At 68.7% G+C, this 21,238-nt stretch carries 23 protein-coding genes; 5 read left to right on the top strand and 18 right to left on the bottom strand.

Features of this window, described 5'->3' with window-relative positions; all coding sequences use genetic code 11:
* The first annotated feature begins 123 nt into the window (after positions 1 to 123).
* Genes A5688_RS01445 through A5688_RS01425 form a run of 5 tightly spaced genes read left to right on the top strand, consistent with a single transcriptional unit; the run spans position 124 to position 4,958 of the window.
* Complete coding sequence (locus A5688_RS01445; RefSeq protein WP_067838630.1) at positions 124 to 675, top strand: alpha/beta hydrolase; 552 nt, start codon at positions 124 to 126, stop codon at positions 673 to 675.
* 20 nt (positions 676 to 695) lie between these two features.
* Positions 696 to 2,090, top strand: a complete 1,395-nt coding sequence (locus A5688_RS01440; protein ID WP_067912845.1) for a glutamine synthetase family protein — start codon at positions 696 to 698, stop codon at positions 2,088 to 2,090.
* Positions 2,056 to 2,814, top strand: a complete 759-nt coding sequence (locus A5688_RS01435; protein ID WP_082951347.1) for a gamma-glutamyl-gamma-aminobutyrate hydrolase family protein — start codon at positions 2,056 to 2,058, stop codon at positions 2,812 to 2,814. Before A5688_RS01440 ends, A5688_RS01435 begins: the two co-directional genes overlap by 35 nt.
* Complete coding sequence (locus A5688_RS01430) at positions 2,811 to 4,175, top strand: aldehyde dehydrogenase family protein (protein WP_067912848.1); 1,365 nt, start codon at positions 2,811 to 2,813, stop codon at positions 4,173 to 4,175. Before A5688_RS01435 ends, A5688_RS01430 begins: the two co-directional genes overlap by 4 nt.
* A gap of 3 nt (positions 4,176 to 4,178) precedes the next feature.
* On the top strand, positions 4,179 to 4,958 hold the full coding sequence (locus A5688_RS01425; protein WP_067913039.1) for a 3-oxoacyl-ACP reductase: 780 nt from the start codon (positions 4,179 to 4,181) through the stop codon (positions 4,956 to 4,958).
* On the opposite strand, the gene A5688_RS01420 is transcribed toward A5688_RS01425, so the two are convergent.
* From A5688_RS01420 to A5688_RS01340, 18 genes are all read right to left on the bottom strand, one after another.
* Positions 4,955 to 5,920, bottom strand: coding sequence for a PPE family protein (locus A5688_RS01420; RefSeq protein WP_067912852.1), 966 nt, complete (start codon positions 5,918 to 5,920; stop codon positions 4,955 to 4,957). The two genes, A5688_RS01425 and A5688_RS01420, sit on opposite strands and share 4 nt — an antisense overlap.
* A gap of 151 nt (positions 5,921 to 6,071) precedes the next feature.
* Entirely contained in the window at positions 6,072 to 6,536 is a 465-nt protein-coding gene (locus A5688_RS01415; RefSeq protein WP_242661544.1) for a hypothetical protein, read from the bottom strand.
* Between the two features lie 85 nt (positions 6,537 to 6,621).
* On the bottom strand, positions 6,622 to 7,755 hold the full coding sequence (locus tag A5688_RS01410) for an alkaline phosphatase family protein (RefSeq protein ID WP_067912855.1): 1,134 nt from the start codon (positions 7,753 to 7,755) through the stop codon (positions 6,622 to 6,624).
* A 21-nt stretch (positions 7,756 to 7,776) separates the two neighbouring features.
* Complete coding sequence (locus A5688_RS01405; protein ID WP_278184219.1) at positions 7,777 to 8,517, bottom strand: DUF6390 family protein; 741 nt, start codon at positions 8,515 to 8,517, stop codon at positions 7,777 to 7,779.
* A gap of 3 nt (positions 8,518 to 8,520) precedes the next feature.
* Positions 8,521 to 9,672: a hydrogenase formation protein HypD gene (gene hypD / locus A5688_RS01400; RefSeq protein WP_067912860.1), complete on the bottom strand. Its 1,152-nt coding sequence runs from the start codon at positions 9,670 to 9,672 to the stop codon at positions 8,521 to 8,523.
* An 11-nt stretch (positions 9,673 to 9,683) separates the two neighbouring features.
* Entirely contained in the window at positions 9,684 to 9,956 is a 273-nt protein-coding gene (locus A5688_RS01395) for a HypC/HybG/HupF family hydrogenase formation chaperone (RefSeq protein WP_067838602.1), read from the bottom strand.
* 66 nt (positions 9,957 to 10,022) lie between these two features.
* Positions 10,023 to 11,123 (bottom strand): hydrogenase expression/formation protein HypE, encoded by a 1,101-nt coding sequence (gene hypE, locus A5688_RS01390; RefSeq protein ID WP_067838600.1) that lies wholly within the window; start codon positions 11,121 to 11,123, stop codon positions 10,023 to 10,025.
* Positions 11,120 to 11,791, bottom strand: a complete 672-nt coding sequence (locus A5688_RS01385) for a D-sedoheptulose-7-phosphate isomerase (RefSeq protein ID WP_067838599.1) — start codon at positions 11,789 to 11,791, stop codon at positions 11,120 to 11,122. The genes hypE and A5688_RS01385 overlap by 4 nt, the downstream gene beginning before the upstream one ends.
* Positions 11,788 to 12,522 (bottom strand): HypC/HybG/HupF family hydrogenase formation chaperone, encoded by a 735-nt coding sequence (locus A5688_RS01380; protein WP_067838596.1) that lies wholly within the window; start codon positions 12,520 to 12,522, stop codon positions 11,788 to 11,790. The genes A5688_RS01385 and A5688_RS01380 overlap by 4 nt, the downstream gene beginning before the upstream one ends.
* Complete coding sequence (gene hypF, locus A5688_RS01375; RefSeq protein ID WP_067912863.1) at positions 12,519 to 14,906, bottom strand: carbamoyltransferase HypF; 2,388 nt, start codon at positions 14,904 to 14,906, stop codon at positions 12,519 to 12,521. The genes A5688_RS01380 and hypF overlap by 4 nt, the downstream gene beginning before the upstream one ends.
* A 1-nt stretch (position 14,907) precedes the next feature.
* Positions 14,908 to 15,171, bottom strand: a complete 264-nt coding sequence (locus tag A5688_RS01370; protein ID WP_067838590.1) for a HypC/HybG/HupF family hydrogenase formation chaperone — start codon at positions 15,169 to 15,171, stop codon at positions 14,908 to 14,910.
* A 3-nt stretch (positions 15,172 to 15,174) separates the two neighbouring features.
* Positions 15,175 to 15,672, bottom strand: coding sequence for a hydrogenase maturation protease (locus tag A5688_RS01365; RefSeq protein ID WP_067838587.1), 498 nt, complete (start codon positions 15,670 to 15,672; stop codon positions 15,175 to 15,177).
* 15 nt (positions 15,673 to 15,687) lie between these two features.
* Entirely contained in the window at positions 15,688 to 15,807 is a 120-nt protein-coding gene (locus A5688_RS28480; RefSeq protein ID WP_372509891.1) for a DUF6893 family small protein, read from the bottom strand.
* Positions 15,808 to 15,819: 12 nt separating this feature from the next.
* Entirely contained in the window at positions 15,820 to 17,151 is a 1,332-nt protein-coding gene (locus tag A5688_RS01360) for a hypothetical protein (protein WP_067838585.1), read from the bottom strand.
* Positions 17,148 to 17,807 (bottom strand): DUF6084 family protein, encoded by a 660-nt coding sequence (locus A5688_RS01355; protein ID WP_067912866.1) that lies wholly within the window; start codon positions 17,805 to 17,807, stop codon positions 17,148 to 17,150. Before A5688_RS01355 ends, A5688_RS01360 begins: the two co-directional genes overlap by 4 nt.
* On the bottom strand, positions 17,804 to 18,442 hold the full coding sequence (locus A5688_RS01350; protein WP_067838582.1) for a DUF5947 family protein: 639 nt from the start codon (positions 18,440 to 18,442) through the stop codon (positions 17,804 to 17,806). The genes A5688_RS01355 and A5688_RS01350 overlap by 4 nt, the downstream gene beginning before the upstream one ends.
* Positions 18,439 to 19,377, bottom strand: a complete 939-nt coding sequence (locus A5688_RS01345) for a NifU family protein (protein ID WP_067838580.1) — start codon at positions 19,375 to 19,377, stop codon at positions 18,439 to 18,441. The genes A5688_RS01350 and A5688_RS01345 overlap by 4 nt, the downstream gene beginning before the upstream one ends.
* A 3-nt stretch (positions 19,378 to 19,380) precedes the next feature.
* Positions 19,381 to 21,180: a nickel-dependent hydrogenase large subunit gene (locus A5688_RS01340; protein ID WP_067838577.1), complete on the bottom strand. Its 1,800-nt coding sequence runs from the start codon at positions 21,178 to 21,180 to the stop codon at positions 19,381 to 19,383.
* Between the last annotated feature and the right edge of the window lie 58 nt (positions 21,181 to 21,238).

Here is a 21,238-nt window from a genome sequence, read left to right as displayed (position 1 = left end):
CGCCGCAAAACCGCGATGATCAGCGTTGCTGACGGTACGGTCAAAAATTTGGATTTGCGTACCAGATGCCCAGAATCCTCGCGCACGCAGGCCGTTTGGCTGTAGCGTGCTTGGGTGTCCTCGATGATGACCACCCTGGACGGGTTCCCCGTCCCGGTTGTTGTAGCCGGTCCAGACAACGGCGTCGTCGTCGTCATATTGGGCGACGAGGACCGGGTCCCGGCGGCGTACGACGCGGTCTGCGAGCGCCTGCACACCGCATCGCTCCGGACCGTCGTGATCGGGTTCGATTCGCGCCTGACCCCTAAGTCGGTGATCGGCATCCTCGACGCGCTGAGCATCGGATGGGCCGTGGTCATGGGCGACCGGGCCGGCGGCGAGCTTGCCTGGGAACTGACCGCAACCCGGCTGGGCCGGTTCGTCGGGCTGGTGGTGATCGACCGCGGCCATCCGCGGGCCGGCAACTACGAAGGCGCCATCACCGACGGGCACTGCCCGCCGGTCGAGATCGGCACCACCGTGTTGGTCAGCTCGCCGGCCGCTCGGGCGGTGGCCCAGGCCAGCCAGCGCTACGTCTATGCCGAATACCGGGTGGTGCACCTGGGGCGGCGCACCGTGCAGGAGTCGACTGCACAACTGGCCGCCGAGATCATCTTGCGCACCAGCACCTGGTAGCGCCTGGTTGACTGACGGTCATGGCCGGTGAAGAAAACGCTGTGACCGATCCGAATACCGCGATGCTGTCGCTGACCGCGCTGCACCGACTGGTTGACACCGGCGAGGTGGACACCGTCATCGTGGCGTTCGCCGACATGCAGGGCCGACTGGTTGGGAAGCGGATCGACGCCCGGCTGTTCGTCGACGACGTGGCCGCCCACGGCGCCGAATGCTGCGGCTATCTGCTCGCCGTCGACGTCGACATGAACACCGTGAGCGGCTATGCGATGTCGAGCTGGGACACCGGCTACGGCGACACGGTGGCCAGGCCCGACCTGTCCACCCTGCGGCGCGTCCCCTGGCTGCCCGCGACGGCGCTGGTGATCGCCGACGTGGGCTGGGCCGACGGCAGCCCGGTCGCGGTGTCGCCGCGGGCGATCCTGCGCCGGCAGCTGGACCGGTTGACCGGGCGCGGCCTGGCCGCCGACGTCGCGACCGAGCTGGAATTCATCGTGTTCGACGAGCCCTATCGCCAGGCGTGGGCCAACGGGTACCGCGGCCTGACCCCGGCCAGCGACTACAACATCGACTACGCGATCTCGGCATCGTCGCGCATGGAGCCGCTGCTGCGCGATATCCGGCGGGGGATGATCGGCGCCGGCCTGCGCTTCGAAGCCGTCAAGGGCGAATGCAACAGGGGCCAGCAGGAAATCGGTTTCCGGTACGCCGACGCGCTGGTCACCTGCGACAACCACGTCATCTACAAGAACGGCGCCAAGGAGATCGCCGACCAGCACGGCAAGAGCCTGACGTTCATGGCGAAATACGATGAGCGAGAAGGGAACAGCTGTCACATCCACCTCTCGCTGCGCGACCTCCAGGGCGGCGCGGTGTTCGCCGATCCCAGCCGCCCGCACGGCATGTCGTCGGCGTTTTGCAGTTTCCTGGCCGGGCTGCTGGCGACTCTGGGTGAGCTCACACTGTTCTACGCGCCGAACATCAACTCCTACAAGCGATTCGCTGACGGCAGTTTCGCGCCCACCGCGCTGGCTTGGGGACTGGACAATCGCACGTGCGCGTTACGGGTGGTCGGGCATGGGCCCAACACCCGGGTCGAGTGCCGGGTCCCCGGCGGGGACGTCAACCCGTATCTGGCGGTGGCGGCAATGGTCGCCGGCGGGCTGTACGGTATCGAACGGGGCCTGGAGCTACCGGAGCCCTGCGCGGGAAATGCCTATCAGGCTCCCGGCGCCGAGCGGTTGCCGGTCACGCTGGCCGAGGCGGCCTCGGTGTTCGAGCGCTCGACGCTCGCGCGGGACGTGTTCGGCGACGACGTTGTCGCCCATTACCTGAACAACGCCCGGGTGGAGTTGGCGGCGTTCAACGCGGCGGTCACCGATTGGGAGAGGATGCGCGGGTTTGAACGCCTCTAGTTCGCGCCCGGTGGTCGGCCTGACGTCGTATCTCGAGCAGGTGCAGACCGGCGTCTGGGACATCCGCGCCGGGTACCTGCCCGCCGACTACTTCGAAGGCGTCATCCTGGCCGGCGGGATCGCGGTGTTGCTGCCGCCGCAGCCGCTGGACGACGCGATCGTCGACTCGGTACTGGACAGCCTGCACGCGCTGGTGATCACCGGCGGGTACGACCTGGATCCCGCCAGCTACGGCCAGCAACCGCACCCGACCACCGACCAGCCGCGCACCGACCGCGACGCGTGGGAGTTCGCGCTGTTGCGCGGGGCGCTGCGGCGGGGCCTGCCGGTGCTGGGGATCTGCCGCGGCGCCCAGGTGCTCAACGTCGCGCTGGGCGGCACGCTGCACCAGCACCTGCCCGACGTGCTCGGGCACAGCGGTCACCGGGCGGGCAACGGGGTGTTCACCAGATTGCCGGTACGCACCGTGGCGGGCACCCGGCTGGCCGCGCTGGTGGGGGAGTCCGCCGATGCGCCGAGCTATCACCACCAGGCCATCGACAGGGTCGGGGACGGCCTGGTGGTCAGCGCGCGGGACGCCGACGGCGTCGTCGAGGCGCTGGAGCTGCCGGGGGACAGGTTTGTGCTTGCGGTGCAATGGCATCCGGAACAGTCTCTGGAAGACCTGCGGTTGTTCGCCGCGATCGTGGACGCGGCCCGGTCGTACGCGGGACGCGTCAGGTGAGCACCGCGCGGCTGATCAACCCGGCGACCGAGGAGGTGCTGCGCTCGGTGGAGCACGCCGACGCCGCGGCGGTCGACGACGCGGTGGGCCGGGCGCGGGCGGCCCAGCGGCGGTGGGCGCGGCTGGCCCCCGCCGAGCGGGCCGCGGGTCTGCGGGCCTTCGCCGCCGCCGTCGACGCGCACGTCGGCGAGCTGGCGGCCCTCGAGGTCGCCAACTCGGGGCATCCGATCGCGGCGGCCGAGTGGGAGGCCGGTCACGTCCGCGACGTGCTGAACTTCTATGCGGCCAGCCCGGAACGCTTGTCCGGGAAGCAAATTCCGGTGGCCGGTGGTTTGGACGTCACTTTCAACGAGCCGATGGGTGTGGTCGGCGTGATCACCCCGTGGAATTTCCCGATGCCCATCGCGTCGTGGGGTTTCGCGCCGGCACTGGCCGCGGGCAACGCCGTGCTGATCAAACCCGCCGAGGCGACGCCGCTGACCACCATCCGACTCGGGGAACTGGCGGCGCAGGCCGGACTCGACGCGGACCTGCTGCAGGTGCTGCCGGGGCGGGGCGCGGTGGTCGGGGAACGGTTCGTCACCCATCCCGACATCCGCAAGATCGTGTTCACCGGGTCCACCGACGTCGGCAAGAAGGTGATGGCCGGTGCGGCCGCTCAGGTCAAGCGGGTGACGCTGGAACTGGGCGGCAAGAGCGCAAACATCGTCTTCGCCGACTGCGACCTCGAGCGTGCCGCCGCCAGCGCGCCGGCCGGGGTGTTCGACAACGCGGGGCAGGACTGCTGTGCCCGCAGCCGGATCCTGGTGCAGCGCAACGTCTATGACCGGTTCATGGAGTTGCTCGAGCCCGCCGTCACCGGCGTCGTCGTCGGCGACCCGGCATCCCGGGACACCGAGATGGGTCCGCTGGTGTCGGCCGCGCACCGCGACAAGGTGGCGTCGTACGTGCCCGACGACGCGCCCGTCGCGTTCCGCGGCACGGCGCCGTCCGGCCCCGGATTCTGGTTCCCGCCAACGGTTCTGACTCCGCAGCGCACCGATCGGTGCGTCACCGACGAGATCTTCGGCCCAGTCGTCACGGTGCTGACCTTCGACGACGAGCACGATGCCGTCGCGTTGGCCAACGACACCAGCTACGGGCTGTCCGGATCGATCTGGACCGACGACCTGTCCCGCGCGCTGCGCGTGTCCCGGGCGGTCGAATCCGGCAACCTGTCCGTGAATTCGCACTCGTCGGTTCGGTACAGCACCCCGTTCGGCGGTTTCAAGCAGTCGGGGCTGGGCCGTGAACTGGGTCCGGATGCACCATTGCACTTCACCGAGACCAAAAACGTTTTCATCGCGATCGGAGAGGACTAGGTGGTGGCGGTCGATCTCACCCAACGATTGGCGGGCCGGGTGGCCGTCGTCACCGGCGCGGGCGGCGGTATCGGGCTGGCGACGGCTCGACGGATGCATGCGGAGGGCGCCACCATCGTGGTGGGCGACATCGACGGTGACGCGGGTGGCGCGGCGGCCGATGAAATGTCCGGGTTGTTCGTGCCCACCGACGTTTCCGACGAGGCCGCGGTCAATGCGCTGTTCGATACCGCGGCGCAGGCGCACGGGCGCATCGACATCGCATTCAACAACGCCGGCATCTCACCGCCCGACGACGACCTCATCGAAAACACCGAACTGCCGGCGTGGCAACGCGTTCAAGACGTCAATCTGAAGTCGGTCTACCTGTGCTGCCGCGCGGCGTTGCGGCACATGGTGCCCGCGCGGCGGGGTTCGATCATCAACACGGCGTCGTTTGTCGCCGTCCTGGGGTCGGCGACGTCGCAGATCTCCTACACCGCCTCCAAGGGCGGGGTGCTGGCCATGTCGCGCGAGCTGGGTGTGCAGTTCGCCCGGCAGGGCATCCGCGTGAACGCGCTGTGTCCGGGACCGGTGAATACCCCGCTGCTGCAGGAGCTTTTCGCCAAAGACCCCGAGCGGGCCGCTCGCCGGCTGGTGCACGTCCCTGTGGGCCGGTTCGCCGATCCCGACGAAATCGCTTCGGCGGTAGCATTTTTGGCCAGCGACGACGCGTCCTTCATCACCGCGTCGACGTTCATGGTCGACGGCGGCATCAGCGCGGCCTACGTCACCCCGCTTTAGCCGCCATACTTGTCGGCCGGATGCGAGCCGGGCGGTTCGCTGACCGCGACCAGCCGGACGGGCTCGCCGGCCCGGTCCGCCTGCGACCGCTCCATCATCGGTGCGGCCGCCGCCCACGTGTGCGGCACCGACAGCGGGCCGACCGGGGCGGCGCGACCGAAGCCGGCGTTCACGCCGTTGGTGGTGGCCGGCTTGGGAAAGAGCGACTGCAGAGCCGCCGTCTTGTTCATGGAGTTCAGGTGGCCGATCGCGAAATCCGACGGCGCGGTCACCGAATTCAGTTTCGACAGCGACGAGGTGACGCTGGACAGGGACGCGTCGATCGTTGTCAGCGGCGACGACGACAGCCGGGTGAGGGCGCCGGGGATCACCGACATCACGTCGCAGCCGGCCGATATGACGTCCGGCGCGGACTGCAGGGCCCAATTGCGCTTCTTTACAACGGGATTGCCGGGAGGGGCGGGGAAGGGAGCCATCGTCACGGCGCCGGATGCGGCCTCGGCGTAGGCGTGCATGGCGTCGGCGTTGTGGCACCACATCGTGTCGTATTCGGCATCGACGTCGGCGATCTCCGTGCTCCGCTGAGCCAGACAGTTCGCCGACACCAGCGACAGTCGCCGCGTGCGGTTGCCGGCGACCTCCGGTGGCGGCACCGTCGCCGCGAAGGCAGTCTGGTGCGCGCCGGCCGCCGCCTTGAGCTGGGTGACCGTGTGCTCGCTTCGGACTGCGACAGCGTCGAGCCAGTCGACGTAACAAGCCGCGGTTTCGGTGAGTGCCGCCGGTGCCGGGCCTTCGCCGCCCGCCGCCAGCTGTGCGATCACCGCCCGGTAGTCGGCGGCGGCGGTGCGCAGCCGCGCGGCCAACGTTTCCCACGCCGCGGCGGCCTGCATCATCGATCCCGGGCCGGGACCCGAATACATCAGCCTGGAATTGATTTCCGGAGGTAGCGTTGCGAAATCCATTACAGCCTCCGCCTGACTGTGGCGGTTTGAGTGGTGACCGAAAACATGAGGTCTTCTTTCCCAGAGATAGACACGGGGGTTACAGGCCGTTGAGGGCTTACGTGTCGCGCAAAAGCAGGTCGGCAGGACACGCGCGGCCCCGGCGCCCCGGTCAGCGGCGGGCGATGCAGAGCCGGGCGAGGATATCTCGGTCGGCGATAACGGTTGTAAGCGAACGGGATTGGGCTGCACCGGACGCACACCCGGTCGGGCTGAACGACGACGGCACCGGCGTCAGCACCGAGTGGGGCGACAGGCGGTCCCACGTCAGGGGCCGTTCCTTCGTCGACCAGGCGTGGCGGAACGGCTTCTGGTTGGTCTTGTTCGCCGGTACCGGCGACCGCGAAGCGGCCGGCCCGGGTTGGCTGATGGCGGAGGGGCCACCGGGCATCGGGCCGGCGTGCGCACCCATGTCGGCGGTCCCCGCAGTCCACGCCGCCGGCTCCGGCGGCGCCGCCGCGGCGAGAATGGGCCGCGACGCCGACCCGACGATCAGCGCGACGAATACGCCAAGGGCCGCAACCATCGCGATGGCCGGCTGCCATCGTCGAGTGCCGCCAACGCGCCGGGATGTCACAGTGAACCGAATGTACCGCGCGAAGATCGGTCAACGGTTCCAGCGAGCTGTGAACTCGGTCCGAATCCGGTGTGTATTTGCGCAGCTAAGACCGGTAAACGAGGAGCGGGATCGCCATCTCCTCTCGCGTGGGTCCGCCGTGAAAGCCGACCAGGCGAGACGTTTCCGGGGGTTCATGCGCGCTGGCCAGCACCGCGGTGTCGCCGGAGCAGACGACCACCACGTCGCCGAGCCGCTCCAGGTGCTGCGCGGCGACCGGTCCGAACATGCCGGTGGCCACCGCCTGCTCGCGGCTGTACACCGCGGCGCGGCCGTCCAGCAGCTCGCCCCACACGGCTTGCACGTCGGCGGCGGCGCCGTCTTCGGTGTGCAGGTACCGCACCCGCGGCTCGCCGGCCACGACCCGGATCCCCTCGCCCAGCCGGGGGTCCGCATCGAGGTCGACCCGCGTCTCGGGTGGGACATTGAGGCCGCCGTGGTCCGCGGTGACCAGCACCGCCGCGTTCGCCGGCAGCGCCTCGAGCAGGCGGGACAGCAGCGCATCGACGTTGGTCGCCGCGGTATGCCACTGCTCTGAGCCGACGCCGAACACGTGGGCGGCGGTGTCCAGCTCGGCGGTGTAGGCGTACACCAGCCCGGGCGCCGCCCGCAGCTGCTCGGCCACCAGCGACGCGTAGTCGTCGGTGGGGTTGGCCGGGTGAAATTCGGCGCCGCGGTACGCGGCCTCGGTCAGTCCGCTGCCGATGAACAGCGCCGGCAGCACCGCGCGGGCGCTGACGCCCGTGTCTTCGAGCCGCTCGAACCAGGTCGGCACCGGTTGCCACAGGGCGGGGGACGGATCATCGCGCCACCGGACGTGGTTGAGCACCCGATCGGTGCCGGGCACCCTGAGCGTGAACCCCAGAATCCCGTGCTCGCCCGGCGACGCGCCGGTGGCCAGCGACACCAGGCTGGTCGGCGTGGTCGACGGGAATGTGCAGTCCAGCCGGGTCAGCCGCCCGGTGTTACCGGCCAGCACGGAGGCGAGCAGCGGCGCGCTGCCGGCCAGCTGCGGCAGCAGGTGCCAGCCCAATCCATCCACCAGCACGACCAGCACCCGGTCGATCCGGTCGGCGCCGACCCAGTCGGCCACCGCCAGCGTGTCCGGCTCCTTCGAGGCGTCCGAAACCCCGAGCAGGGCGGCCGCGGCGGGCAGCACGTCGCACAGAGAACCGGACACGGGGTCAGTCTGGCTGCGAAGTCAGACGCGCGCCAGTCGGCGGTCGGTCACCGCCAGCTGCCGATCCGTGCTGTCGGTCAGCGCACACAGCTGCGCCGGCGACAGGCGGCCGCACAACCGGCCCCAGTGCATCGCCACCACGTCGCCGGCGGCCACGTCGGGCACCGCGCTGTGGCCGTCGGCCCACACCTCGAGCACGCGTGCCGACGGTTTCGACAGCGTGAGTGCGTGACCGTCCCAGGCCAGCCTTCGGCACAACACCTCGACGCGGTCGCCGTCGCGGGAAAGCACTGTGCCCGACGTGATTCGGCAGTTGTCCAGCACGCTCAGCGGCTGCTCGTCGGTACCCCTACCCAGAAACCGCGTCCACGGATATACGCCGAACACGTGAAAGCAGTGGTTGCCGGCGGCCTCGCATGCCAGATCCGCGGTGAGGTGCGACCAATAGTGGCCCGCCTGCGCGCCGATGATCGCCAGCAGCGCGTCGAAGAACTCCTGCGGGTCGAGGCCGGCCGCCACGCCACCGCCGAGCCAATACGATTCGACCAGCCGGTAATCCAGGGGGTCGTCGATACCCGTCAGCTGCGACAGCACCCGCAGATACGGCCACGCGCCGGAGAACGTCGTCGCCGCCCGGCGCACGTCGGCGACCGACCCGTCACGCAGGGTGGCGCCCAACGGCGGACCGCAATAGCCGAGCGCGTTGGGCGCGTAGGCGTAGCGGGCGAACATCTCCGCACCGCGGGCACCCGGATCGGCCAAGGATCACCCCCGCCCCGCCTGGCCCACGAGCTTGACGGCGTCACGGTGCATGCGGCCGAAGTTGTAGTAGGCCGCGCAGGCCCCTTCCGGGGACACCATGCACGTCCCGATCGGGGTCTCGGGGGTGCATGCGGTGCCGAAAACCTTGCATTCCCAAGGCTTGAGCACACCCTTGAGCACCTCACCGCACTGACAGGCCTTCGGGTCGGCGACCCGCACGCCGGGCATCGCATACCGCAGTTCGGCGTCGAACTCGGCGAAGTCGTCGTGCAGCCGCAAGGCGCTTTGCGAGATGAAGCCCAGCCCGCGCCATTCGAAGTGCGGACGCAGCGCGAACACCTTGCCCATCAACGCCAAAGCGGCGGGGTTGCCGTGCTCGGGTACCACGCGCTTGTACTGGTTCTCCACTTCGCAGCGGCCCTCGCGGATCTGACGCAGCAGCATCGCGACCGACGCGAGGATGTCCAGCGGCTCGAAACCGGCTACCACCAACGGCTTTCGATACACCTCCGGTACGAACCGGTAGGGGCGGTTGCCCACCACGGTGGACACGTGCCCGGGCCCGATGAACCCCGACAGCCGCAGATCCGGTGACTCCAGGATGGCCCTGATCGGCGGCACGATGGTGACGTGGTTGCAGAAGACGCTGAAGTTGGGCAGGCCCAGGTCGCGTGCCCGCACCAGCGTCACCGCGGTCGACGGGGCGGTCGTCTCGAAACCGATGGCGAAGAACACCACTTGCTTGTCGGGGTTGTCGACCGCGATCTTCAATGCGTCCAGCGGCGAGTAGACGAACCGCACGTCGGCCCCGCGGGCCTTGGCGTCCAGCAGGCTGCCGTGCGAACCGGGCACCCGCATCATGTCGCCGAAGCAGGTGAAGATCACGTCGGGCTGACCGGCCAGCCACATCGCGTCGTCGATGCGGCCCATCGGGATCACGCAGACCGGGCAGCCCGGGCCGTGCACCAGTTCGACGTTGTCGGGCAGCAGGTGCTCGATGCCGTGCCGGTAGATGGTGTGCGTGTGTCCGCCGCACACCTCCATGAACTTGAAGGTCTCGCTTTGTCGGGAAGCGGGGTCTCCGGCCAGGTGCTCGATGGCGCCCAGCAGCTTGCGTGCCGCGGCGGGATCGCGGAACTCATCGACGAATTTCATGTGCGCCCCCTCTAGACGATGGCTGACGAGTCGAAGGCTTGCATTTCGGTGGCGTAGGCGTCACCGAGTTTCTTGATCGCCGCCAGGGTGAGCAACGCCTCGGTCTCGTCGATCTTGGCCATCGCGAACCCGACGTGCACCAGCACCCATTCGTCGGGCTCGGGCATATCGTCGTCCAGCAGCCGGATGCTGATCGTGCGCTGGACGCCGCTGACGTCCACCTTCGCCAAGTAGTTTGCGGCGTCGGTGATTTCGACTATCCGGCCCGGAATTCCAAGACACATGGAATTGCTCCTTCCTTCTCGTGGCGACCCGCTGCGCCCGGCTTCGCCGCGCTTGCGATCGCCACGTCAGCAGATCCGCGGCAGCGGGTCCCCGACGAGCATGTCGACGATCCGTGTTCCACCGAATCCTGTTCGCAGAACCACACTCTCGGCGGGTTCGGCGACGATTTCCCCGACCTCGGCCGCGTCGGCACCCAACGGATGTGAACGCAAAGCGTCCAGCCCGGCCTGAGCCTCCTGCGGGTCGACGACGGCGACGAACTTGCCCTCGTTGGCGACGTAGAGCGGGTCGATGCCGAGCAGTTCGCAGGCGCCATTGACCATGGGCGCCACCGGGAGTCGCTCCTCGTGCAGCAGCACCCCGAGGCCGCAGGCCTGGGCCAACTCGTTGCACACCGTGCCCACCCCGCCCCGCGTCGCATCGCGCATCCATCGGGTGGACGGGGCGGCGGCCATCAGCAATTCCACCAATGGGCTCACCGATGCGGTGTCGGAGACGATGTCGGCCTCGATCGCCAGGTCGCCCCTGGCCAGCATCACCGCCATGCCGTGATCACCCATCGACCCCGACAGCAGCACCCTGTCTCCGGCGCGCACCGACTGCGCCGACAGCGTGCGGCCCGCGGGGATGACGCCGGTCCCGGCGGTGGTGATGAACAGGCCGTCGGCCGCACCCCTGGGCACCACCTTGGTGTCGCCGGTGACGACCTGCACACCGGCGGCCGCGGCCGCCGCGGCCATGTCGGCGACGATCTCCTTCAATTCGGCGATGGGGAAACCCTCTTCGAGCACGAACGCCGCCGAGATCCAGGACGGAACGGCGCCGGCCACCGCCAGGTCGTTGCAGGTGCCGTGGATGGCGAGTTCACCGATGGATCCGCCGGGGAACCGGCGGGGTTGCACCACAAACGAATCCGTCGACAGCGCGACCCGTTCGCCGCTGGGCAGGGGCAGCACGGCGCCGTCGCCCAGCGACTCCAGCAGCGGGTTACGAAACGCCTCCACGAACACCGCGTCCACCAGCGCGGCCGACGCCTTGCCGCCCGCGCCGTGCGCCAGGGTCACGTGGTCGTCGAGCAGTCGGGGGCGCCGCCGGCGAAACGACTCGATCCGTTCGATCACGTCGCCTTCGCCGAACCGCGGCCCCGACGACAGGTACTTGTTCATGCGGCCCCCAAATCTTGATCACCGAGTCGTTCGTGAACCGTCAGCCACAATTGATAGCCGAGCAGCGCTTGCGATTCCTGAATCCGGTGCACGCTCTGCGAACGAACGATGAAGCAGGCGTTCACGTCCGGGTTGTTCGCGAACGCGCCACCGTCGTAACCGGCGAAACCGATGGTGTACAGGCCGCGCCGGCGTGCCTCGGCGAGCGCGGTCAGCAGGTTGGGCGAATTGCCGCTGGTCGACATCGCGATCGCGATGTCGCCGTCCTGCGCGCGGGCGATCAGCTGCCGGGCGAACACCAGCTCGAACCCGACGTCGTTGCCCAGCGCGGTCAGGATCGCCTGGTCGGCGGTCAACGACCACGCCGGCAGCGGTTCGCCGAGCGGCGGCCGCGCGAACAATCCCGCCAGCGTGGTGCAGTCGGTGCAACTGCCGCCGTTGCCGAAGGTGAACATCCGTCCGCCGGCGGCGAATCGGCGCGCCATCTCGGCGGCGGCCGCCGCCAGCAGGTCGGCGTTGGCGTCCAGCGTGGAGCGCCGCAGCGCCAGGCTTTCGGATGCCTTGGCTTGTGCGGACGTGGCCAGGTCGGCGAGCAGCGCGGAGGGGTCGTCTTCTTCGGCGTCGATGAACGGATACAAAAAGTTGGTGGGCTCGTCGGTCGGACTCATGAAACACCTTCTCGCTCTTCATCGTCGGGAACGCGGCTGATCGCCATGCCGGCGTGCACCAGCACCAGCTCGCCGGGCGCCACCGGGTCGAGGAGTGTGGTGATGACGTCCTCGGCTCCCCGGGCGGTGCGCACCCGTGCCTGGCCGTCGACCGCGGCGCTCATCACTTCGCCCAGCCGGCCTTCGTCGCTGCACGTCACACACACCTCGTCGTCGCAGCGCTGGGGTTTGAGCAGCCCGGGATGCTCGAAGCACACATGGGTCAGCTCCCACAGCAGGTGGTAGAAAAGCACGAAGCCGCCGGTGGCGGGCACGCGCGGATCGGGATCGTCGAGCCAGAGCACGTGATCGGCCATCGCGGCCGCGGGTGGATCGCCGCTGCCGATCCAGATCGTGGTGGCCCCCCAGGCCGGGGAGCGCCGCATCACCGAACGCACCTGAGCGTTGTCCGCGCCCGCGATCGCGACGACGATGTCGCCGGGTCGCACCGAGACACGCACCAGGTCCACCAGATCCGGTCCGGTCAGCGCAACGGCCGGCAGGGCCCGCTTGCCCATGATCACCGGATGGACGAATTCGACGGCGATGTGCAGCGCGTGGGGTTCCCACGACGGCGCGATGGACCACATGGTGGCGCCCGCCGCGAATCGCTTGGCCAGCGTCAGTGCGGTGGCGGCGAGGTCTTCGGCAAGTTCGGCGCTCAGCCCGCGATCGATGGCGGTGGTGATCATCGTGTCAACCCCTCCTCCTGCGCGATCAGCGCCGAGACCGCGGCCTGGCCCAGGGCCAGACCGCCGTCGTTCGGCGGCACGATGTGATGGGTGAGCACCTCAAAACCTTTCCGCTGCAGTCTGGTACGGCAGGCGTCGAGCAACAGGACGTTCTGGAACACCCCGCCGGTGAGGCCCACCAGGGTGGTGTCGTCCGCCACCTTGGTGACCACCTCGGCGACCGCGACGGCGACCGCCTGGTGAAAAGCCGCGGCCAGCAACGCCGGCGGTGTCCCGGCGTCCAGCGCCGAGACCATGGTCTGCACCATCGGGGCCGGATCGATCACCCCGTCGGGACGCACCGCCAGCGGCAACGACGGCAGCGTGCCCGTCCGCCCGGCGGACTGCGCCAGCGCCTCGAGCTCGATCGCGGCCTGCCCCTCGTAGTCGATGCGGTGCCGCACCCCGAGCAGGGACGCGACGGCGTCGAACAGGCGGCCCATGCTCGAACACGGCACGCAGCCCGCCCCGGTCTCCAATTGCGAACGGACCAGGCGCAGTTCGTCGGCCGTCGCGGCGGCCACCGGCGCCAGGTCGGGGGTCCAGTCGATGTCGGCCGTCCACAACTGGGACAGCGCCATCCGCCACGGGTTGCGCACCGCCGCGTCGCCCCCGGGCAGCGGCACCGCCAACAGGTGACCGGCCCGAACGAAACGGTGGCTTCGTGTTCCGAGGGCGAGGATCTCGCCGCCCCAGATGGTCTCGTCGCAGCCGTAACCGGTGCCGTCGAAGGAGACCCCGATGACGGGTTCGCCGATGCGTCCGTGCTCGGCCAGCAGCGACACCACGTGGGCGTGGTGGTGCTGGACAAGGTCCAACGGGCGCTCGTCCGCGTGGCGCTCGGCCCAGCTTCGGGTGTGATAGCCCGGATGCAGGTCGGCGGCCAACCGGATCGGCCGGCCGCGGATCTCGCTGAGCTGGGTCACCGCACGATCGAACGCGCGCAGCGTCTCCCAGGTGGCCATGTCGCCGATGTGGCCGGACAGGTAGGCCCGGTCGCCGTCGGTGAGGCAGAAGGTGTTCTTCAGTTCGCCGCCCACGGCGAGCACGGCGGGGGCCGGCGGCCACCCCAGGCTCAAGTCGACCGGCAGCGGCGCATACCCGCGGGACCGGCGGATCGGCAGTTCGTGCGCCCCTTGGTCATCCCGGACCACGCGCACCACCGAGTCGTCGCACGGCACGTGGATCCCGCGGTCGTGGTCGAGGGCGGCGTCACACAGCGCCGGAAGTCGTTGTGCGGCATCGCTATCGGTGAAGCAGATGGGTTCGTCGGAGCGGTTGGCGCTGGTCAGGACCAGCGCGTCGGGTATCGGTCCGGCGCTGCCGGGCACCGGCGCCAGCAGCAGGTGATGGATGGGGGAGTACGGCATCATCAGCCCCAGTAGCGGGCTGCCGGGCGCGACGGCCTCGGCGACCGGAGCGTCGGTGCGGCGGCGCAGCAAGACGATCGGGCGGGGCGGACCGGACAGCACCGCGGCCTCGGTGTCGTCGACGTGGGCGTAGCGGCGCGCCACATCGAGATCGCGCACCAGCATGGCAAAGGGTTTGGCGCCGCGCGCTTTCCGCGCCCGCAAGGTAGTGACCGCCGTCGCGGCATCGACGGCGCAGGCCAGGTGGTAGCCGCCGATTCCCTTGATGGCCACCACCGCGCCGGCTGCCAGCGCGGCCTGGGTGGCGGCCAGGGCCGCATCCGTGCCGTTGACCCGCGCGGCCGGCGATTCGAACCACAGGCTCGGCCCGCAGTCCGGGCAGGCGATCGGCTGCGCGTGGAACCGGCGATTCGCCGGATCGTGATATTCGTCGGCGCAGCGCGCACACATCGCGAACGCCGACATGGTTGTGGCGGGCCGATCGTAGGGCAAGGCCGTGATGATGGTGAACCGCGGCCCGCAGTTGGTGCAGGTCACGAACGGGTGCCGGTAACGCCGGTTGAGCGGGTCGAACAGTTCGGCGACGCAGTCGTCGCACACCGCGACGTCGGGCGGGATCGGGGTGGTGGCACCCGCAGCCAATTGGCTTGCCGCGATCGCGAATTGGGCTGGGCAGCCGGAGTCGGCCGCGATGTCGGCGACGCGAACCCCGGTGATCCGTGCCAGGGGCGGCGCTTCGGCGCGTAGCCGCCGGCCGAACTCCGCGACTTGGCCGGGCCGGCCCTGTACCTCGAGGAAAACCGCACCCGAGTCGTTACCGACGAATCCGGCCAGCCCCAGCTCGGTCGCGATCCGATGCACGAACGGACGGAAGCCGACCCCCTGGACCACGCCGGTGACCGTGATGCGCTGCCGCACAGTGGTTTCAGCGGAGCCGACCCGCAACAGCGGGGGGGATTCGGCCACTTTGGTCATGTCAACCCGCCTCCGGGGAAGCGGTGTCGGTGCGGCCCCGGCCCATCAGCTCGAGGCCGGCCATGGCCTGTTCGGCCCCGGCCTGATCCGTCTTCTCCACGACGAAGCCCATGTGAATGATCACCCAGTCACCCGGCGCGAACGTCTCCTCCGGCAGCATGCCGACGTTGACCTTGCGCTGTTCGCCGGTGACGTCGGCCAGTGCGAGCTGCCCTTCGAAACCGTCCAGCATTCCGATTATCCGCCCGGGTATGCCCAAACACATGGTTCAGCACCCCTTTCCGGTCGCCGCAGGTGTCGCCCCGTGTAACGCCGCGACAATCTCTTCGACCGCCCGCGCCGCGCGGGGCACCGCCTGCGCGACCGGTTCGGTCAGGCCGATGCCCTCCTCGACGCTGCCCGCCTCGCAACCGACGACCACGGTGTAGGGCGGATGGCCGCCCAGCGCCCGTAGGCTGGCGAACACCGCGGCCGGATCCATGCTGTGACCGTCCAGCCCGTTGTTCCCGGGTGACGAATCGTGGTCGGCCTGAAAGACGTGCAACGTGCCGGGGTGGCCCTGGCTGGGCACGGCGTCGACGAGAACCAGCGCGGCCCACTCCTCGAGCAGGTCATAGGCCAGGTGCATGCCCCTGATCCCGTAGTCGATGACCTGGACCGTCGGATCATCCGGGGGCAGTTCGGCATTACGGACCACTTCGGAGCCGAACCCGTCGTCCCCCAGAAAGATGTTGCCTATCCCGGCTACCAGGATGCGCGCTGTCATGGTGACACCCGTCGGTTACATCCGCCTCAACTTGAGATAGCGGCGCGCATCCGGCACTGACACCACGCCGAGTGCCAGCGCGACCGCTGCCACCAGCGCGATGATGGCGATGAAGATCCAACCTAGGATTTCCATGTTGAACTCCTTTCAGGGGCTTTTGCTGTGCTGCGATTGCAGCGGCTCGACTTCGTCGGGGGAGAAGTACAGGTATCGGCCGTACCAGTCGTGCAGGTCCGCCGCCGGGTCCTCGTCGACGACGACGCCGACGTGCTTGTTGCCCTCGACGTCCTCGTGCACCGACGTGACGCGGGCGGTCTTGCCGGCGACGAAAATGTCCTGCGCGTCGGCGTTGCGCAGTGGCCGCAATCGGACCTTGCTGCCCCGCGCTATCCGGACCCCGTTCACCAGCACGGCGTCGATTTCGGGGCGGACGGCGTTGTCGGCCAGTGGATCCCACCAATCGACCCCCGCGGGAATTTCGGGTACCAGGCCGGCGGCGGTCCCAAGCGAGTGCGGATCGCGCAGCACGCCGTGCAGCCGCGCCATCGCCTCGGGTGACATGGCGTCACATTCGTCGATGATGCGCGCGGCCCGCGGGTCGGTCGCCCGGGCCTGCGCCTTCTCTTCGTCCGTCATGGTCATGACGCGCAGGGTGAGGATCTCGTCGATCTCGGTGCAGTCGTACAGTGCGGTGTCGCTCTGCTCGGCGACCTCGGGATGGTCGTAGAGGATGATCGGTGAGATCAGCAGCATGTCGTCAGCGCCCGGCGGGCCGGCCAGCACCGGGAAGCAGCGCTGCTGGCGGCACTTCGACACCGCTTCGGTCGCCGCCTGCGGCGGCTCGAGCAACGAAATGAACCGGCCACCAACCACTTCGGCAAGGATGTGCGTTCCGATCATCGATCGCGCGATCGCGTCCTCCTTGTCGCGGGCGGGCGCGCCGGCGTTGCTGATTCGCACCGAGACCCGCTGAAGGTCGCCGTCGGGCTCGCTGGCGACGGTCATCGCGCCCCGCACCTCCTGCCGTTGGCGCACCAGACGTCCGCCGTCTAGGTATTCGACGTCGCTCGACGCGTCCGCCGCCACCGACAGCGTCCGTTGCCGGCCGTCGAGCGCGATAGGGCCGAAGGACCTTTCACACTCCACCGCTTCGTCCCAGGTCAGCCACGACCCGGCCGGGGTCCTCAGCTCGTCGACGGGTTCGAAGTCGCCGTCACCGGTTGCCCGCTCGGCCCGCCGGTGCTGTAGCTGCAGGAAGCGCACCACCAGCGTCACCGCCTGTGCGCCGTCGACCACGAAGTCCGCGGACAGCGTGTCGTCCTCGCCGAGCCCGGCCTCGGCGGCGCCCGGCGGGCCCAAAACACCGAATTGCCAACGGGATTGGTTCTTGCTCGATGTTCCCCGATACGGGTAGAGCAGGTATCCCTCGTAGAGGACGGCGTCCGCGACGGCGCGGGCCCGGTCCCAGCTCGATGTCATCGCGTCACCCCCTGATCCACGGTGGCGTCCAGCAACGAGGTGATCGCGTGATCGAAGTCGAGCATGCCGTGCGCCGATTTGTAACCGGCCAGTTCCGCGATGGTCTCGTGGCTCAGCCGGATCCAACCGCTGTTGGGATAGTGCTGCGCGATCAGGTCCCGCCAGACCGTCACCGGCATGTCGTAGTGGTCTTCGCAGTCCCACGACACCTGTTGAACCGAGAAGCCGCGCTCGGAGTTGACGAAAATCGTTCCGCTGAACAAGAACTGCAGCGGCACCGTGCCGCTGCGCAGCGCGTGCAGATATTTGGCGGCGGCGACCTCGAAATCGTAGGTGCAGTCCAGTGGCAGCGCCGCGGTGGTGCTGCCGGTGAATCCCGGCACCATCGCGGCGCAATGCTGCCAGAGAAAGGTGCGTTGGGTGCTCGCCCAGCGTTCGCGGCCGCCGAACAGGTCGGTCAGCCCGGCCGCTTCGTCGTCGGAGTAGGACCGGCGCAGCGGCTCGATCCGGACCTGGCAGCGCAGGGCGATGGCGTGCACCGGCTCGTCGCCGTTGCTGGTGACGTCGATGCGGGCGGTCAGCAGCGGGCTGACGGTGTACGGCTCGGCCGTCACGTCGCGAACCGCGAAATCCACGTTCATCGGCGGGCCGTTCATCGCGGCGTCCTCACGGCGCGGGTGGCGAGCCGGTCGAAGAAGCCGTCGATGAATTCGCGTGCCTGCTGGCCGCCGTCGAATCCGTGCCACAGCAGGCGCAGGCGCCCGACGAATTCGTAACAGGCGTCGATCGGCACCAGATAGGTTTGCGGCTCGGCCAATTCGCCGTCCTGGCGGCCGTCGGCGACCCGGACGAGCAACGCTTCCACGTCGTCGGCCAGCAGGCCGACCCGCGGGTCGGCGCCGCGGATGGTGTCCCACACGTCCATGTCCAGTTCGGATTCGGTCGCCCCGGCCGGCCCGGGGTAGAACGCGACGGTGTGCCCGAGAGCGGAGTTGGTGAAGAAGAAGGCGACGCCGACCGGAATCTGCAGCGCCTCCCAGACCAGGCGATCCAGCGCGAAGTCGGGAAACGACAGGTACCGGTCCGGAACCGCGCGGTAGCGCAGGTCGGCCGCCGAGTCGGTGAACAGCAGATAACAGGCGCGGCAGACGCACATGAGCTGGCGGCCGGCTACGTTCACCACGTGCTGATGCTCGTCGGCGATCGGCTCCGCGCACATCTCACAGCGTTCGCCCGCCCGCGCCGCCCGGTTGCTCCGAATCCGGCTGAGCACGTCGAAAGGAGTACTCATGCCGGAGCCCCCATCGGTTCGCCCAGCGCCACCGACGGCACCCCATCGCGAAGCAGCAGGGGCAGCGGCTCGAGATGGGTTCCGTTCGGGCCGGCACCGGCGTGCACGACGTCGAACTGCGTGCCGCAGCGCGGGCAGCCCAGCTGCGTCGCGCGCAGGTGTGCACCGGCCAGCGAGTCATCGCACACCGGGCAATGGTCGCGGTATGCCAGCGGCAGGTCACCGACCCTGCACACCAGCAGCGGGACGTCCGAAACCAGGAAGCCCGCCACGTCGCCGGGCGCCAGGTCGGCCACCCCGGGCACCGGGTGCCAGCCGGCCGCGTGCCCATTCGACTTCACGTGCGCCATCAGCGATTCGGCCGGGATCACGGCGGCGGCCTTCTGCACCGGCGGGGTCACCACCTCGATCGAAGAGATCTCCGGCGCGGCCGCGCGGACCGCGTCCTGCACGGCCAGCTCCAGCGTCACGGCCGACGACGGGCAGCTCTTACAGCTGCCCGTGAAGGCCAGCCGTACGGTGAACTCGTCCGGGCCTCCGCCCGGAACGACCTCGAGCAGGTCGACGTCTCCACCGTGCGAACCCAGATAGGGCCGCACCCGATCCAGCGCGTCGGAGACCCTGCGGTGCACGTCGTGCGGATGCAGGCCGTGGACCAGGAGCAGGCTGGCCACCAGGTCGTCGGTGGCCAGCCGCTCGGCTAGGCCCCCGCCGGGACCGGCATCGCCGGCCATCCGCATGATCCGCTCCAGCCCGGCGCCGTAAAGTCCGACGACCTCGCGAACCAGTTGCTGCGCACGGTCATGGGCGGCGGGTCCGCTTGCCGCACAGGAGTCCAGCAAGGTCTGGATTCGATCGCCCGCCTCACGCCACTGTGCTTCTCTGTCTGAAGTTTCTGGACGAGGTTCGAGGGTCTTGTCCGGGCGATCCGCCATGTGTCACTCCCCGACGGGTGACTGGGTCGGTGTGTGCAGTCTGTCCAGGGACTTGCCCTTTCCCAGGTACATGTGCACGCCGCACGGCAGGCAAGGATCGAAGCTGCGCACCGTGCGCATGACGTCGATGCCCTTGAAATTCTCCCGGCTGTTCTCCTCGAAAATCGGTTGGCCCTGCACCGCATCCTCATACGGGCCCGGGGTGCCAAAACTGTCGCGCGGGTTGGCATTCCACGGCGTGGGCGGGTACGGGTGATAGTTGGCGATCTTGCCGTCCCGGATCACCATGTGGTGGCTGAGCACGCCGCGCACCGCCTCGGTGAAGCCGCAACCGATGGCCTCGTCGGGTACCTCGAACTTCTCCCACGTCTTGGTGCGCCCGGCACGAATCTCTTCCAGGGCCTTCTCGGCGAAGTGCAAGGCGCAGGCCGCCGCGTAGGCCTGGAAATAGGTGCGCGCGCGGTCGCGCTCGATCGTGTTGCTGCCGTATTGGGGGATCTTCCACTCCAACTCGACGGGCCCTTTCAGTGCCGTCTTGGGCAGATTGATCTTCACGCTGGTGCCGGTCGACTTGACGTAGCCGATGTCGACCAGGCCGGCCAGCGCCGTCGACCACAGCCGGGCCAGCGGGCCGCCGCCGGTGTCCAGCGCCAGGTGGTCCTTGCCGTCGAACCAGCGTGGCGACATCACCCAGCTGTACTTGCCGCCCTCCAGGTCCCGCTTCTGCGGGTGGGGGTTGGTGTGCTGATTCCACGGGTGGCGCCGGTCCACCGCGTTACCCAGCGGATCGGTCTTGACGAACATCTCCTGGTCGGTCCAGTCGTCGTAATATGAACTGCCCAAAAGGATTCGGATGCCGAGGTTGATGTCCACCAGCGAGTGGGTGACCAGCTTGCCGTCCACCACCACGCCCGGGGTGACGAACATCGCGTTACCCCAGCGCTCCATGTCCTTGTATTCGAAGTTGCACACCTCGGGGTCCTGGAAGGAGCCCCAGCAGCCCAGCAGGGTGCGGCGCAGCCCGACGTTCTCGTACCCGGGCAGCGCCTCGTAGAAGAAGTCGAACAGGTCGTCGTGCATGGGCACGACCTTCTTCATGAACTCGACGTAGCGCATCAGCCGCGTCATGTAGTCGGTCATCAGCTGGATGGTCGCCACGGTGCCGACCCCGCCGGGGTACAGCGTGGAGGGATGCACGTGGCGGCCCTCCATGAGGCAGAACATCTCCCGCGTCCAGCGGCTGACCACCAGCGCTTCGCGGTAGAACTCACCACTGAACGGGTTGAGCGAGCGCATGATGTCCGCGATCGTCTTGTACCCGTGGGCGTCCGCGTGCGGGGCGGGTGTCTTCTCGGCCAGCGCCAGCACGCTCGGGTTGGTCTCGGAGACCATCTTCTCGCAGAAGTCCACGCCGACCAGGTTTTCCTGGAAGATGTTGTGGTCGAACATGTATTCCGCGGCCTCACCCAGGTTCACGATCCACTCGCCGAGGTGTGGTGGTTTGACCCCGTACGCCATGTTCTGCGTGTAGCACGAGCAGGTGGCGTGGTTGTCACCGCAGATACCGCAGATGCGACTGGTGATGAAATGGGCGTCGCGAGGATCCTTGCCCTTCATGAAGATCGAGTAGCCCCGGAAGATCGACGAAGTGCTGTGGCACTCGACGACTTCCCGGTTCTCGAAGTCGATCTTGGTGTAGATGCCCAGGCTGCCCACGATCCTGGTGATGGGATCCCAGGCCATGTCGACCAGTTGGCCGGGTTCCCGCTTGGCATGTGTGGGTTCAGGAATGATGGTTGTCATCGCGCTACTTCTTCCCGCTTTGGCTGCTGTCAGCATTGGCTGATGCGGCGACGGCTTT

Origin of the sequence: Mycobacterium mantenii (assembly GCF_001667865.1) — a bacterium.
Taxonomy (GTDB): domain Bacteria; phylum Actinomycetota; class Actinomycetes; order Mycobacteriales; family Mycobacteriaceae; genus Mycobacterium; species Mycobacterium mantenii_A.
This window is presented reverse-complemented; position numbering and strand designations above follow the sequence as displayed.